At 74.1% G+C, this 15,247-nt stretch carries 10 protein-coding genes; 7 read left to right on the top strand and 3 right to left on the bottom strand.

The features are described from left to right. Positions 1-58: 58 nt before the first annotated feature. Positions 59-3,706, top strand: a complete 3,648-nt coding sequence (locus tag EDF34_RS04485; protein WP_123370109.1) for an FtsK/SpoIIIE domain-containing protein — start codon at positions 59-61, stop codon at positions 3,704-3,706. On the opposite strand, the gene EDF34_RS04490 is transcribed toward EDF34_RS04485, so the two are convergent. Beyond that, on the bottom strand, positions 3,679-4,098 hold the full coding sequence (locus EDF34_RS04490; RefSeq protein WP_123370110.1) for a hypothetical protein: 420 nt from the start codon (positions 4,096-4,098) through the stop codon (positions 3,679-3,681). The genes EDF34_RS04485 and EDF34_RS04490 overlap by 28 nt on opposite strands. Before the next feature lie 247 nt (positions 4,099-4,345). Here EDF34_RS04490 and EDF34_RS04495 point away from each other — a divergent pair, with 247 nt between their 5' ends. Then, the gene (locus EDF34_RS04495; protein WP_123370111.1) at positions 4,346-4,594 is read left to right on the top strand and encodes a WhiB family transcriptional regulator; all 249 of its coding nucleotides are present in this window, start codon (positions 4,346-4,348) and stop codon (positions 4,592-4,594) included. A 149-nt stretch (positions 4,595-4,743) separates the two neighbouring features. Here the strand turns inward: EDF34_RS04495 and EDF34_RS04500 are convergent, their stop codons facing one another. Then, the gene (locus EDF34_RS04500) at positions 4,744-6,225 is read right to left on the bottom strand and encodes a sensor histidine kinase (protein WP_123370112.1); all 1,482 of its coding nucleotides are present in this window, start codon (positions 6,223-6,225) and stop codon (positions 4,744-4,746) included. Between the two features lie 206 nt (positions 6,226-6,431). Here EDF34_RS04500 and EDF34_RS04505 point away from each other — a divergent pair, with 206 nt between their 5' ends. From EDF34_RS04505 to EDF34_RS04525, 5 genes are all read left to right on the top strand, one after another. Continuing rightward, positions 6,432-6,965: a DUF2505 domain-containing protein gene (locus tag EDF34_RS04505; protein WP_123370113.1), complete on the top strand. Its 534-nt coding sequence runs from the start codon at positions 6,432-6,434 to the stop codon at positions 6,963-6,965. A gap of 277 nt (positions 6,966-7,242) precedes the next feature. Beyond that, positions 7,243-8,559, top strand: coding sequence for an ABC transporter substrate-binding protein (locus EDF34_RS04510; protein ID WP_123370114.1), 1,317 nt, complete (start codon positions 7,243-7,245; stop codon positions 8,557-8,559). Positions 8,560-8,658: 99 nt separating this feature from the next. Next, entirely contained in the window at positions 8,659-9,669 is a 1,011-nt protein-coding gene (locus EDF34_RS04515) for a carbohydrate ABC transporter permease (protein WP_123370115.1), read from the top strand. Next, positions 9,666-10,592, top strand: a complete 927-nt coding sequence (locus EDF34_RS04520) for a carbohydrate ABC transporter permease (protein ID WP_123370116.1) — start codon at positions 9,666-9,668, stop codon at positions 10,590-10,592. Before EDF34_RS04515 ends, EDF34_RS04520 begins: the two co-directional genes overlap by 4 nt. A gap of 179 nt (positions 10,593-10,771) precedes the next feature. Then, positions 10,772-11,809, top strand: a complete 1,038-nt coding sequence (locus EDF34_RS04525; RefSeq protein ID WP_233575175.1) for a LacI family DNA-binding transcriptional regulator — start codon at positions 10,772-10,774, stop codon at positions 11,807-11,809. A gap of 3 nt (positions 11,810-11,812) precedes the next feature. Here EDF34_RS04525 and EDF34_RS04530 read toward each other — a convergent pair whose 3' ends face one another. Beyond that, complete coding sequence (locus EDF34_RS04530; protein WP_123370118.1) at positions 11,813-15,103, bottom strand: proline dehydrogenase family protein; 3,291 nt, start codon at positions 15,101-15,103, stop codon at positions 11,813-11,815. Between the last annotated feature and the right edge of the window lie 144 nt (positions 15,104-15,247).

The raw sequence follows: 15,247 nt of genomic DNA on the forward strand, positions 1-15,247 counted from the left end.
TCCCCCGGTCCGCGGCCCCGCCCGGTCGGCTCGTTCGTGCCGCGGGCACAGTCGTCCGGTGCGTCTGACCCTGTCCTCCCCCGCGGCCGAGCTCGACGTGGAGGTCGACGTCGGCGCGTGCGTCGGCGACCTCCGCCCGCACCTCGCGCGCCTCACCGGCGAGCCAGGATGGGCGGCCGCACCCCTGACGGTGGGAGGACGGGTGCTCGACGACTCGCACGCGGCCGGCCACGCTCCCCTGGTCGGCGGTGCCGTCGTGCGCCTCGGTCCGGGGCTCGTCGACGCGGCCGTGGACGCGGTGCGGGCGCCCTGGCACGTCGCCGTGCTCGCCGGCCCGGCCGCAGGGGCGCTCGTGGCACTGCGGGTGGGCGACGAGGTGCGGCTGGAGGCCCTCCGGGTGCGAGCCCGCGGCCGGGGCGGGGTCCGAGGCGGGGTCCGGGTCCGCGGTGCCGGACGCGGCCCGCTGTGGCGGCGGTGGCGCGTCGGGTCCGAGCTCACGGCCGGCGCCTCACGGTTCGAGCTGCGGACGACCGCGCCGGCCCGCGCCGCGACCGCCGTGCCGACCACGACCCGACCCGGCCGCGACCCGGGCACGGGTGCCGGCACCTGGCTCGCTCCGCTCGTGGGAGCGGGGGCACTGGCCGCCGTCACCGGCCAGCCCCTGTTCCTGGCGGCGGCGCTCGCCGTCCCGCTGGCGGCTCTCGCGCCCCGCGTGGTGCGCGCCCTGCGCCGCCGTCGAGGGTCCGGGCCGGCTCCGACCGGCCCGGACCCGACCGCGGCCGCCGACCTGGCGGCGGTGGTGGCGCGCTCCGCGGCTGCGGCCGACGGCACCCTCGGCACGGTCCGGCTTGCCGTCACCTGGGGGGCCGACGGGTCGCTCGCGGTGGTCGGGCCACGGGCGGCCGCCCTCGCGCGTGCGCGGGAGATCGCCGTGGGTGCCGTCGGGTCCCACGCCGAGGTCGATCTCCACGTGCGCTCGCGCGCACCGCAGGACTGGCGCTGGGCGCGCTGGGCGGCGGGCGGCTCCCCCGCGCTGCCCGACGCCGGCGCGAGGGACACGGTGGTGGTCGACGACGGGTCGGCCGACCTCTCCGCGGTCGCGGGGTGGCGCCGCGCCGCCGAGCCCCGGCACCGGCTGCTGCTGGTGCTGCCCGGGCCCGGCGACGTGCCGGCGTGGTGCGGCACGGTCGAGCAGGCCGAGCCGGGACGCACCGGCCCGACGGCGGCCACGGCCGAGGACCAGGTGCGCCGCGCGATCGCGGCGCGCGGACCGTCCGCGCGGCCGGTGCCGGACGAGGTCGCGCTCGGCGCCCTCGACGGCGTCCCACCACCGAGCGCCGCGGAGGTCGCCGCTCGGTGGGAAGCCTCGACAGGCTCGCTCGCGCCCGTCGTCGGGCGAGGTCCGGGCGGCTCCCCCGCGCGGCTGGACCTGGCCCGCGACGGGCCGCACGTGCTCGTCGGCGGCACGACGGGCGCCGGCAAGTCGGAGCTGCTGGTCTCGCTCGTCCTGGCGTGCGCACTCGCCCAGCCGCCCGAGCGGCTCGCGGTGCTCCTCGTCGACTTCAAGGGCGGGACCGGTCTCGGCCCGGTCGCTGGCCTGCCGCACGTGGTCGACCACGTGAGCGACCTCGACCCGGCCGCCGCGGCGCGGCTGCTCGTCGGGCTGCGCGCCGAGCTCCGGCGTCGCGAGCGAGTCCTCGCCGGGGCGGGCGCCCGCGACCTGCGCGATCTCGACCCGACGGACCCGGCCACGCCGCCGCGGCTGCTGGTGGTCGTCGACGAGCTGCGGGCCGTGCTCGAGGACGTCCCGGACGCCGCCGCGACGCTGGCGCGGCTGGCGGCGCTCGGGCGCTCGCTCGGCGTCCATCTCGTGCTCGCCACCCAGCGGCCGGCGGGAGCGGTGGGTGCCGACCTCCGCGCCAACGTCTCGCTGCGGATCGCGCTGCGCGTCGCCGACGACGCCGACTCCACGGACCTCATCGACGTGCCTGACGCTGCCCGGATCGACCCGCGCACCCCCGGACGCGCACTGGTCCGCGCCGGCGACGGCACGGTGCGCGAGGTCCAGGTCGCTCGCGCCGTCACGGCCGCACGGCGTCCGCCGGTGCGGATCGCCGACGACGCCGTCGGCTGGAGCCCGGTCCTGCCGACCGCGACGGACGACGTGGCGGCCTGGGTGGGCGCGGCCCGCTCCGCGGCCGGCTGCGAGCCCGCGGGCGCACCGCGGCCGACTGCCCCGGGCGTCCCCGCTCCCACAGCCACCCCGAGGCGCCCGAACGTCCCGTGGCTACCCGCCCTGCCCGTGCTCGTCCACGGCGCCGACCTCGACCGGGGCGATCCCCACGACCAGGAGCTCACCCTCGCCCTGGCCGACGAGCCGGCCGAGCAGCGCCGCGGGCTCGTCCGCTGGGGTCCGGACGCGGGCCACCTGCTCGTCGTCGGCGGCCCGCGCTCGGGCCGGACGACGGCCCTGCTCACGATCGGCACGACCGCCCTGCTCGCCGGCCGGGCGGTCCACACGCTCGGCCTGCCGCCCTGGGCCGTCGAGCACCTGGCGCGCCTCGGCGGCCGGCTCGGGACCGTCGCCACGCTCGACGAGCCCCGGCTCCTCGCACGCCTGCTCCGGCTGCTCGCGGACGACGTCGTCGACGACCCGCACCTCCCGGTGCTGCTCGTCGACGGCCTCGAGGCAGCCCTCGAGTCGCTCGGGCGCGTCCATCGCGGGGCCGGTGCGGACCTGCTGACCGCCGTGTGGCGCGGCGGACCGCGGCGGGTCGGGCTCGTGGCCTCGGGGGACACTCGAGGCGCGGTCCTGGCCCACGCCCCGGCGTTCCGCGACCGGCTCGTGCTCCCCGTGCCGGACGCCGGGGCGGACGTGCTCGCGGGCGTGCCGACCGCGCTGCTGGGACCCCGCGGCGTCCCCGGGCGGGCGATCCACCTCGACGGCGACCGCGCCACGCTCTGCCAGGTCGCCCTCCCGCTCGACGAGCACGCCCGGGACGAGCACGCCCGCGTCGAGCATGACCGCGTCGGCGGCCGACGCGACCCGATCCGGCTCCGGCCCCTGCCCGTCGTCGTCGACCGCCCCGCCGCACCGGCGGGCACCCGGACGCGGACGGTCGACCTCCGCGCCATCCCCCTCGGCATCGGCGGCGACACCGCGCACGAGGTCGGGGCCGACCTGACGCGCGGCGTGCTCGTGGCCGGCCCGGTCGGCTCGGGCCGGACGACCACGCTCAGCGTACTGGCAGCGGGCGCGCTGGCGGCCGGCGCGCGCGTGCTCACCGCGAGCGCCGGCGTGTGGCCGGTGGGCGTGGAGAGGCTGGGACCGAGCGACCTCGTGGCCGCCTCGGCAGCGACCGGTCCCGCAGCCGTCGTGCTCGTCGACGACCTCGACGAGCTCGAGCGCGACGACCCGTCCCGGGCGGATGCCCTCGCCGACCTCGTCGCGAGCGCGGGCGTGCGGGTCGTGGCGGCGGCGACGGCTGGCGCCGCCGCGGGCGCCTACCGGGGCGTGCTCGCCACGCTCCTCCGGCGGCGCACGATGGTGGTGCTCGACCCGTCGGACGGCGCCTCGGCCGAGCTCGTCGGCCCCGGCTCCGGGTGGCTGGCCGACGTCGTCAGCCCGCCGGGCCGGGCCGTGGCGGTGCAGGGCCGACGCGCGGTACCCGTCCAGGTCTACCGGGCGGTGCGGGGACCGTCCTGAGCGTCCGAGCTCCCCGTGCGCGCGGTGGCGGCGACGACCGACGGGAGCAGCAGGCCGACGCCGATCACGAGCGCGACCACCAGGACGGCGACGCCCCAGACCGTGACCTCGGCGCCGAGCCAGCCGAGCGCGAGCACGACCAGCAGCACCTGCCAGGTGATGACGGGCGAGCGCGCCCAGCGACGGCTGTTCCACAGGCCGCGCGCGGAGAACCCGAGAAGCGCCGCGATCCCGAGGCAGAACACGACGAGGAACACGACCGCGCCGGGCAGCTCGGCGCCGTTGCGGACGAGGTCCACGAGCCAGGCCACGGCGAGGCCGACGAACGCGAGCGCCTCGACCAGCACGAGCAGGCACACGACGAGCAGCAACGGGGGTCGGTGTTCATCCACCGGACGAGCCTAGGCCGAACGCGGATGCACCCTGGACAACTGGACAAATGACCAGGTGACGTCTCAGGCGGCGCACAGATGTGACCAATGCCTCACCCGTTATCGACTCGAAACCTATTCGTAACCCCTTGTGCGACAAGCCGGGGGATGTGACTCTAGGTGGAGCACGTCCCCCCACCCCTATTACCACGACTTGTCGCGCGCCCTGACCACGGGCAGCCCGGTCGTGCGGCCGAGGAGAGCAACCATGGATTGGCGCCACCGCGCAGCGTGTCTCGACGAGGACCCGGAGCTGTTCTTCCCGATCGGCAACACCGGTCCTGCGCTCCTCCAGATCGACGAGGCGAAGGCCGTCTGCCGTCGTTGCCCCGTCGTGGACACCTGCCTGAAGTGGGCCATCGAGACCGGCCAGGACGCCGGTGTCTGGGGCGGCCTCTCCGAGGACGAGCGCCGCGCGCTCAAGCGCCGCACGGCCCGTCAGCGCCGCGCCAGCTGACGTCCTGACCTACCGAGGTCGGGCTCGCCCCCGCACCTCCCACGACGGACCGGATCGCCCCCGCGACCGGTCCGTCGTCGTGTCAGGCCCCGGTCGAGGCGAGCGCGGCCGCCCGGTCCCGCGAGCGCGGTCCGCGTCCAGCCGTCCGCTCAGAGCAGCGCGAGGTCCCGCCCCGAGCGCAGCCGCGCGGTGATGACCACCGACGTCCCACCGCCCTCCCGCGGGTTCCACTCGATCGTCCCGTGCAGCTCGTTGGTCACCAGCGTGAGCACGATCTGCGTGCCGAGCCCCGAGCCCGCGCCGCGGTCGGCCGGGAGCCCGGCACCGTCGTCGGCGACCTCGACCCGCAGGTCGTCGCCGTCACGGGCCACCGTGATGTCCACGTTGCCGTCCTCGCGTCCGTCGAGGCCGTGCTCGACGGCATTCGTCACGAGCTCGGTGAGGACGAGCGCGAGGGCCGTGGCGTCGTCGGCCGGGACCGATCCGAACGTGCCGTGCACCGTCGTCCGCACGTGCGTGCTGGCCGTCGCGACGTCCGCCGCGAGGCGCAGGCTGCGGCCGACGAGGTCGTCGAACGGCACCGTCTCGTCGATGGTCTGCGACAGGGTGTCGTGCACGAGCGCGATCGTCGCGACGCGGCGCATCGCCTCCGCGAGCGCGTCCCGCGCCTCGGGCGACGACATCCGCCGCGACTGGAGCCGCAGCAGGGCGGCCACCGTCTGCAGGTTGTTCTTCACGCGGTGGTGGATCTCGCGGATCGTGGCGTCCTTGGTGATCAGCTCACGCTCGCGGCGGCGCAGCTCGGAGACGTCGCGGCACAGCAGGACGGCACCCATCCGCTGACCGTGCTCGGTGAGCGGGACCGCCCGCAGCGACAGCGCGACACCACGTGCCTCGACGTCGGTGCGCCAGGGCGCTCGGCCCATGAGGACCAGCGGCATCGACTCGTCGACCGTCGCCTGCTGCTCGATGAGGTCGGCGGTCACCTCGACGAGGGAGCGCCCGACGAGGTCGCCCAGCGCGCCGAGCCGGTGGAAGCAGGACAGGGCGTTCGGGCTCGCGTACAGCACCTCGCCCTCGGAGTTCAGGCGGACGAGGCCGTCGCCGACTCGGGGCGCTCCGCGGCGCGGACCGGTCGGGGCGTCGGGGGCGGGGAACTCGCCGCGCGCGATCATCCCGAAGATGTCGTCGGCGGCTTCGACGTAGTTGAGCTCGAGCCTGCTCGGGGTCCGCGCGCCGCCGAGGTTCGTCTGCCGCGCGATCACGGCGATCGGGCGTCCCTTGCGCACCACGGGGACGGCCTCCTCGCGGACGGCGTACGCGCCGAACCACCGCGGCTCCCGTGAGCGCTGCGCCACCTTCTCGTCGAGCGCGCGCTGGAGCTGGGGCCGCTGCCCCTCGGGCGCGTGGGAACCGACCACGTCGTCGTAGTGGACCGTGGCGCCGGTCGACGGCCGCGCCTGACCGACTGCGACGAAGTCGCCCGCGTCGGTCGGCAGCCAGAGCACGAGGTCGGCGAACGCGAGGTCCGAGACCGCCTGCCAGTCGCCGACGAGCAGGTGGAGCCACTCGAGGTCGGCGGCGTCGAGCGTCGAGGCATGACGGGCGACGAGATCGCTGAGCGTGGGCACGGCCCCAGGTTAGGTGGGTGTCGCGGTCGCGACGAAACAGGCACGGGGCGGCCGCGGGCACGCACGGCCAGGCGCCCTGCCCGCCGGGCCGACCGCCGCACCGCTGCCCCACCGGGGATAACCTCGACCAGGGGCGCCCGCGCCCGCCGCCGGCCGCGCCGCCGGCACCGCCTCAGTCCCACCCGTCCGACCACCAGGGGACCCCCGTGCGCCTCACGTTGACCGTCGAGATCCCGACCGATGCGCACGCGGCTGCCCGCCTGCTGGCCGACCCGGAGTTCGTCCGCGAGACCGTGCGCGCCTCCGGGGCGACCGGCGAGCAGGTCGACGTCACCGGCTCCCCCGACGCGGCCTTCACCGTGACCAGCCGCCGGGCCCTTCCGGCGGACCAGATCCCGGCGCACCTGCGCGGCTTCGTCGGGAGCACGATCGACGTGCGGCAGGTGGACGCCTGGGAGGCACCGGGCGCGGACGGCAGCAGGCTGGGCACCGTCGTCGTCGAGATCGCCGGTGCGCCCGTCCGCCTGACCGGGCGGACGACCCTGGCGCCCGCCGGGCCTGCTGGCTCGACCGCCACGTACGACGGCGACCTCAAGGCCGCGATCCCCCTGTTCGGCTCGGCCGTCGAGCAGGCCGCCGCGGGAGCGATCCGATCCGCCGTGGCCGTGACCGCGGACGTCGCACGACGGCGACTCGCCGAGCGAGGCCGAACAGGCGACGGGAAGGACACCGCGCCGTAACGATTCGGTAACGTGGGAACGGGTGAGAAACGCTGTGACCTGCAGGAACGTTGGTGTGGGATCGCTACCACACCACATCACGGCGTGGTCCTCCTTGACACTTCCCACGGCCCGGGACGACAGTTCACCCAGCGCGTGGGAACGCTCCCGCAACTGCGGAGGGGAGCGCTCCCAAGCCGGGTCCACCAGGCCCACGTAGAAGGACCGTCATCGCAGACGGACGGCCTTCTTCGTCCAGGTACGGCGACGCAGCCGTCCGACCGACAAGGGAGTCATAGTGCGCAAGACCACCCGCAAGTTCCTGGCCGTCACGGCCGGGGTCGCGAGCATCGCCCTGCTCGCCTCTGCGTGTTCCTCCGACAGCGGCGACGGCGACAAGCCGTCCGGCTCGTCGTCCGCCTCGGCGCCGAGCGATGAGAAGGTGACGCTGAAGGTCGCGACCTTCAACGAGTTCGGCTACGCGGACCTGTACGAGGAGTACATGAAGCTGCACCCGAACGTCACGATCGTCAACGACAAGGCTGACACGTCGGACAACGCGCGTGCCGCCGTGCAGAACTCGATCGCCACCAACACGGTCGTCGACGACATCGTCGCCGCCGACTCCGACTGGATGCCCGAACTCATCGCATCCTCCGACTTCTTCGCCGACCTCGGCTCGGACACGGTCAAGGACCGTTGGCCCGCCTGGAAGGCGCAGCTGAGCACGACCGCGGACGGCAAGCTCATCGGCTACGGCACGGACTCGGGCCCCGAGGCCGTCTGCTACCGCAAGGACCTGTTCGAGAAGGCCGGTCTCCCGACCGACCGCACCGAGGTCGCCAAGCTGCTCGAGGGCAGCTGGGACAACTACTTCACCGTGGGCCAGAAGTTCATGGACGCCAAGACCGGCGCCGCCTGGTTCGACTCCATCGGTGCGCTCTCGCAGGGCATGATCAACCAGCTCGAGGCCCCGTTCGAGGACCCGTCCACGGACGAGATCACGGTTCTGGGCGCCGACTCCAAGGCGAAGCCGGTCTACGACCTGCTGACCTCGGACAAGGTCCTCGGGCAGTCCGCTCACCTCGGCCAGTGGTCGCAGGACTGGACCGACGCGTTCAAGGGCGACAAGTGGGCCACCATGCTCTGCCCGCCGTGGATGACGCAGATCATCGCCGGCAACGCGCCTGACCAGAAGAACTGGGACGTCGCCGACGCCCTGCCCGGTGGCGCCAGCAACTGGGGCGGCTCCTTCCTCCTCGTCCCCGAGGGTGGCAAGAACGTCGAGGCCGCCAAGCAGCTCGCTGACTGGCTGACCGACCCGAAGCAGGCCGCGGCCGTCTTCGTCAAGTACGGCAACTTCCCGAGCCAGACGGCCGCCACGACCGACGCCTCGGTCACCGGCAAGACGGACGACTACTTCGGTGGCGCCCCGACCGGCCAGATCTTCTCGAACCGCTTCGCCCCGATCGAGAAGCAGCCGTACCGCGGCTCGCACTACTTCGCGATCAACCAGGCGCTCTCTGACGCCTACACGCGTGTCGACGTCGACAAGACCGACGACTCCGCCTCGTCGTGGAAGAAGTTCGAGACGGCCGTCAAGGACCTGAGCTGACGATCTGCTAGAACGAACCACCGGGGTCGGGACCTAGCGTCCCGGCCCCGGTGGCCAGCCCAGCCCGAGCACCACCGATCCGCCGCTCGAAGGACCTTCATGACCAGCACCCGAACCCCGGCCGCACCGGGACCCACGGCCAGCGACGAGAGAGACCGGCAGCAGCGACGTGTCGGCTTCTCGCAGAAGCTCGGGCGCTGGGACGTCAAGCTCTCCCCGTACCTGTACATCTCCCCGTTCTTCCTCCTGTTCGTCGTGGTGGGCCTGTTCCCGCTGCTGTACACAGGCGTCGTCTCGGTCCACCAGTGGGACCTGCTCAAGGGCAAGGGCGACTTCGTCGGATTCGAGAACTTCTCGACCGTGCTGCAGGCGCCGGTCTTCTGGAAGTCCGTCCGCAACACGCTGAGCATCTTCCTGCTCAGCTCGATCCCGCAGGTGATCCTCGCGCTGGTCGTCGCCGCGCTGCTGGACGCCAACCTGCGCGCCAAGACGTTCTGGCGGATGGGTGTCCTCGTCCCCTACGTCGTGGCCCCCGTCGCCGTCTCGCTGATCTTCGGCCAGATGTTCGCCGACCAGTCCGGCATCATCAACCAGATCCTGCGCAACCTGGGCTTCGCCGGCATCGGCTGGCACTCCGAGGTGCTGCCGAGCCACATCGCGATCGCGTCGATGGTGAACTTCCGCTGGACGGGCTACAACACCCTGATCTTCCTGGCGGCCATGCAGGCCATCCCGCGTGACCTCTACGAGGCCGCGCTGATCGACGGCGCCAACCGCGTCCGCCAGTTCTTCTCCATCACCATCCCGATGCTGCGACCGACGATCATCTTCGTGATCATCACGTCGACCATCGGTGGTCTGCAGATCTTCGACGAGCCCCGCATGTTCGACCAGTTCGGCCGCGGTGGCGCCGACCAGCAGTACCTCACGGTGACGAACTACATCTACCAGCTGGGGTGGACCAACAAGAACTTCGGCCGAGCGGCAGCCGTCGCGTGGTTGCTGTTCCTGCTCATCCTGGTCATCAGCATCGTCAACTACCTCATCACGAGACGCATCGCGTCCGAGGGCGGCGCCAAGCAGAAGAAGCGAAAGAAGGTCTCCGCATGAGCACGCCCTCTGTCGCTGCCATCGAGCAGTTCGCGGGCAAGGGCGCAGCGCGCAGCGCGGCCCGCAGGCGCAACCGGAGCGCCGGGCTCAACGCGGGTTCTGAGCGTCGCCCCCGCTGGCTCACGTACGTCCTGCTGGGCCTGACGATCGCGATCTCGTTCTACCCGCTGTACTACGCCTTCCTCCTGGCGTCGTCGACGGCCTCGGACATCGCGCGGCACCCGATCCCGTCGCTGATCCCGGGCAGCCACTTCTTCGAGAACGTGCAGCGCGTCCTCGAGTCGGACATCGGCTTCTGGAAGGCCGTCACCAACTCGGTGATCATCGCGGTCATCACCTCGCTCTCGGTGGTCCTGTTCTCCACGCTGGCGGGCTTCTCGTTCGCGAAGCTGCGGTTCAAGGGCCGCGGCCCGCTCCTGGTGTTCGTCATCGCGACGACGGCCGTCCCGACCCAGCTGGGTGTGGTGCCGCTGTTCCTGGTGATGAAGCAGCTCGGGTGGATCGGTCAGCTCCAGGCGGTCATCGTGCCGGGCCTGGTCACCGCGTTCGGCGTGTTCTGGATGACCCAGTACCTCGAGTCGGCACTGCCGTACGAGCTGATCGAGGCCGCCCGCGTGGACGGCGCGTCGATGTTCCGCACGTTCTGGAGCATCGCCCTGCCCGCCGCACGACCCGCCGCCACGATGCTCGGCCTGTTCACGTTCGTCGCCTCGTGGACGAACTACTTCTGGCCGTTCATCATCCTCGGCTCCGCGAACCCGACGCTGCCCGTGGCGCTCCAGCTGCTGCAGGCGACGTTCTTCAAGGACATGTCCCTGATCATGGCCGGCGTCGTGCTGTCCGTGATCCCGCTCCTCCTGCTCTTCATCGCCGCCGGTCGCCAGCTGGTCGCCGGCATCATGCAGGGCGCCGTCAAGGGCTGATCGCTCCACCCCGGTCCCGGTGCGCGGTCCTCCACGGACCCGCACCGGGAGCGGTGGGCGCGTCGTCGCGCCACACTCGCAGGACCAGATGTACTGCTCGCACCGCCGCGCGCACCGATGCGCGGGGAAGCCACAGCTTGGATCCGCTGCCCACCCGCAGCACGGAAGGGATGCCCCCGGTGAACACCACGTTCCGACAGGACGAGGCTCCCCCCGTCACGCCGACCCTCGAGCAGGTCGCCGAGCGCGCCGGGGTCTCGCGCTCCACCGCGTCGCGCGCCATCAACGGCGGGCTCCGCGTCTCCCCCGAGGCGCAGGCATCCGTGGAGGCCGCCGTCGCCGAGCTCGGCTACACGCCGAACCGCGCCGCCCGCTCGCTGGTCACCAAGCGCACCGACTCGATCGCGCTGGTCGTGCCCGAGCCCGACGAGCGCGTGCTGTCCGACCCGTTCTTCGCCGGAACCCTCAACGGCCTGAGCTCCTCGCTCGCCGACTCCGACATCCAGGTGGTGCTGGTCATCGCCCGCCCCGGGGAGGCCGAGCGCACGCTGCGCTACCTGCGCAACGGCCACGTCGACGGTGCGGTCGTCGTGTCGCACCACCGCGCCGACGACCTGGACAGCGCGCTGCTGAAGTCGCGCGTCCCCAACGTCTTCGTCGGCCGGCCCCTGTCCGCCGACGTCGCCGACGTCAACTACGTCGACACCGACAACGTCGCCGGCGGACGCCTCGCCACGCAGGCGCTCATCGAGCGTGGCTGCCGCCGCATCGCGACGATCGCCGGCCCGGAGGACATGTCCGCGGGCATCGACCGCCTCGTGGGCTGGCGCTCCGCCCTGACCGACGCCCGGATGGCGACGGACGCGGTCGTGTTCGGCGACTTCACGATCGCCTCGGGTGCGGCCGCCGCGCGCGAGCTGCTGGCCCGCCACCCCGACGTCGACGGCATCTTCATCGCCTCCGACCTCATGGCCGCGGGCGCGATGGGCGTCCTCGGCGAGGCCGGCAAGGACATCCCGGGCGACATCGCGATCGTCGGCTACGACAACATCGGCGTCGCCGCGTCGACCACTCCCCCGCTGACCACCGTCGTGCAGCCCGTCGCGGCGATGGCCCGGGCGGCCGGCGTCCGCCTGCTGGCACAGCTGCAGGGGATGCCGATGCCGCTCGAGCCGCTCATCTTCGCGCCCGAGCTCGTCCGCCGCGCGTCCGCCTGAGCCTCACTCCGCGGGCAGGTGCCCGAACCGGTGCCGTGTCCTGCTGATCGCCTGCTCGCGCACCACCGTGAGCAGCTCGCGCTCGGCTGAGGCGAGCACCGGCCCGTCCAGCACCGTCACCTCACCGGCCCGGCCGGCCGCGGCGGCCCGCAGCGCGTCGTCGGGCCCACCCAGCACGCGGATCCGGCCGCTCACGTCCCCACGGGCCACCCGGCCGGCGAAGACGTCGTCGGGCTCGGTCGACACGGTGACGGGGACCCCCGCGACCTCGGCCGCGTGCAGCACCCGGTCGAGCTCACGTCCGCCGGCTCCCGGGCGGACGCGCACCACCAGGGCGGGCAGGGGCCGGTAGCGCAGCACGTTCGCCTCGGCGCGCAGGCCGCTCGGGTCGTTCTCGGTGCCGAACACCTCCGCCCACGCCCGCTCGTCGTCCGCCGCCGCCCAGGCGAGCCAGCCCTCGTCGTCGGTCGGCACCTCCGGCGCGTCGGCCCACGTCCCGAGCTGGGCGACGTAGTGCGGACCTCCCGCCTTCGCGCCCGGCCCGACGACCGACGCCTTCCACCCGCCGAAAGGCTGGCGCTGCACGATCGCGCCGGTGATGTGGCGGTTCACGTAGGCGTTGCCGACCTCGACGCGCTCGAGCCAGTGCTCGATCTCGTGCTCGTCGAGCGAGTGGAGTCCGCCCGTGAGGCCGAAGGCGACGGCGTTCTGCCACGCGATCGCCTCGTCGAGCGTGCGGGCGCGCATCACGCCGAGCACCGGCCCGAAGCACTCCGTGGTGTGGAACCACGAGCCCGGCCGCACACCGTGCTTGACGCCCGGCGTCCAGAGCAGCCCGCCGTCGTCGAGCTGCCGGGGCGCGACCAGCCACTCCTCGCCCTCGTCGAGGGTCGTCAGGGCCCGCAGCAGCTTCTCGCTCGGCGGCTCGACCAGCGGCCCCATGCCCGTGGCCAGGTCAGCGGCGGGTCCGACGCGCAGGGAGGAGACGGCGTCGGCGAGCTGGCGGCGCAGCCGGTCGTCGCTCCCGGTGGAGCCGACGACGACGAGCAGCGACGCGGCCGAGCACTTCTGCCCCGCGTGCCCGAAGGCCGAGCGCACCACGTCGGCCACCGCGAGGTCGACGTCGGCCGAGGGCGTGACGACCAGGGCGTTCTTGCCCGACGTCTCGGCCATGACGTCGAGGCCGGGACGCCAGCCCGCGAACGCACGCGCGGTCTCGATCGAGCCCGTGAGCAGCACGCGGGCGACGTCGGGGTGCGTGACCAGGCGTCGCCCGACGTCCCCCTCGGGGCTGAGCACGACCGTGAGCACGTCCGGAGGCAGCACGGCCGCGATCGCCGCCATCGCGACCTGCGCGCACTGCGGCGTCGCCGGCGCCGGCTTGACCAGCACGGGGCTGCCGGCCGCGATCGCAGCGAGCACGGACCCGACCGGGATCGCGACCGGGAAGTTCCAGGGCGGCGTCACGACCGTCACCCCGTGCGGCCGGAACAGAGCGCCCGGCGTGCGCCCGTCCGCGAGGTCCTCGGCGCGGTCCGCGTAGTAGCGGGCGAAGTCGACCGCCTCGCTGACCTCGGGGTCGGCCTCGGCCACGGTCTTGGCGGCCTCGCGCACCATGACGGCCACGAGGTCGCCGCGCGCGGCCTCGAGCGCGTCGGCGGCCCGCCGGAGGGCCTCGCTCCGGGTCCGCGGCGAGGCTGCGGCCCAGCCGGGTGCCGCGGCGACCGCGCGCGCGACGACGGCGTCGACCTCGTCCGTCGTCGTGACGCGCACCGCGCCGTCAGGCGGCTGCACGGCCCGGACGACCAGGCCGCGCGCCCACGCCCGGGCGTCCGGGACGGCGGGGTCGGTGTCGGCAGCGTTGGCGAAGGTCCGGCCCGGCGCCGGGCGCTGGTCGTCGCGGCGCGGCGTCGAGGCGACCGAGGTCCGACGGGCCACGGCGGCGACGAACGCGGACTCCTGGTCGCCCATCGCCGCGTGCTCGAGGTCGGACCGGTCGGCGTCGGCCTCCGCCGGCGCGAACAGCGCGTGCAGGAAGTTCTCCCCCGCCGCGTTCTCCTCCAGCCGCCGCACGAGGTAGGAGACCGCGACGTCGAAGTCGTCCCGCGCCACGACCGGCGTGTACAGGAGCACCTCGCCGACGTCGTCGCGGACCGCGCGAGCCTGGGCGGGGGCCATGCCCTGGAGCATCTCGACGTCCATCGCGTCGGACACCCCGCGCGCACCCGCGAGCACGTGGGCCGCGGCGACGTGGAACAGGTTGTGGCTCGCGACGCCGACCCGCAGCGCGCGGGTCCGGTCACGGTCCAGCGCGCGGTCGACGAGACGCAGGTAGGCCGCGTCGACCTCGGCCTTGGTCCCGTACGGCGCCTGCGCCCACCCGTGCAGCTCGGCCTCGACGCGCTCCATCGCGAGGTTCGCGCCCTTGACCAGCCGGACCTTGAGCGGCGCACCACCCGCCGTGCGACGCTCGTCGGCCAGCGCTGCGAGCTCGTCGTACGCCGCGAGCGCGTCGGGCAGGTAGGCCTGCAGCACGATGCCCATGGGGGCGGCACGCAGCGCCGGGTCGGTCGCGAGCTGCCGGAAGACGCGCAGCGTCAGGCCCAGGTCGCGGTACTCCTCCATGTCCAGGTTGAGGAACGTGCCGTGCTCCGCCGCGGTCGCGTAGAGCGGTGTGAGCCGCTCGGCCACGCGTGCCGCGCTGCCCTCGGTGTCCCACGTGGACAGCTGGCTCGCGACCGCCGAGACCTTGACGGAGACGTAGTCGACGTCGGGCCGCTCGACGAGCGCGGTGAGCCGGGTCAGCCGCGCGGCCGCCTCCTGCTCCCCGAGGACGGCCTCGCCCAGGAGGTTGAGGTTGAGCCGGTAGCCCTGCGTCCGCATCCGCGCGAGGTGCGGACCGAGCCCCGGCCCGGCGTCGGCGATGAGGTGCCCGACGAGCTGGCGCAGGCGGATGCGCGCCGCCGGCACGACGAGGGCCGGCGCGAGCGGGGCGACGCGGGTGCCGATCGTCAGCAGGGCGCGGTCCGCGGGGCCCAGGAACGAGGCGTGACCGGCGGCCCGGCCCAGGGCGGCGAGCTCGCGCGCGGCGACGTGGAGGTCCCGCGGTCGCGCGACCCGGTCGACGAACCGGACGGCCAGCTCGAGCCCCGCGGGATCCGCGACGAGCGCGCCCAGCCGGGCGGCGGTGCGCCGCTCCTTGGCGGGTCCGGCCGCGGTGCCCTCCGTGGTGGCGTCGAGCCACCAGTGGGCCAGCGCCAGCGCGCGCGGGACGAGGTCGTCGAGCTCGGTCATGGTCCTCCTCGGTCCGACGGCACCGGGGGTCGCCCGCGCCGTCGCGTGACTGGGCCGCGCAGGGTGCGCGCGACTCGTGACCAGTCTGGACCGGAGCGGGCCGTGGACGCGACAGGCACGCGACAGGCCCTCGTCCGGCAGGCG

Origin of the sequence: Cellulomonas sp. PhB150, from assembly GCF_003755175.1 — a bacterium.
In the GTDB taxonomy this organism is placed as follows: domain Bacteria; phylum Actinomycetota; class Actinomycetes; order Actinomycetales; family Cellulomonadaceae; genus Cellulomonas.

Excerpts from the sequence above, each read along its gene's own strand:
- EDF34_RS04495 (WP_123370111.1), top strand. The coding sequence starts at position 4,346 with ATGGATTGGCGCCACCGCGCAGCGTGTCTCGACGAGGACCCGGAGCTG.
- EDF34_RS04515 (WP_123370115.1), top strand. The coding sequence starts at position 8,659 with ATGACCAGCACCCGAACCCCGGCCGCACCGGGACCCACGGCCAGCGAC.
- EDF34_RS04520 (WP_123370116.1), top strand. The coding sequence starts at position 9,666 with ATGAGCACGCCCTCTGTCGCTGCCATCGAGCAGTTCGCGGGCAAGGGC.
- EDF34_RS04530 (WP_123370118.1), bottom strand. The coding sequence starts at position 15,103 with ATGACCGAGCTCGACGACCTCGTCCCGCGCGCGCTGGCGCTGGCCCAC.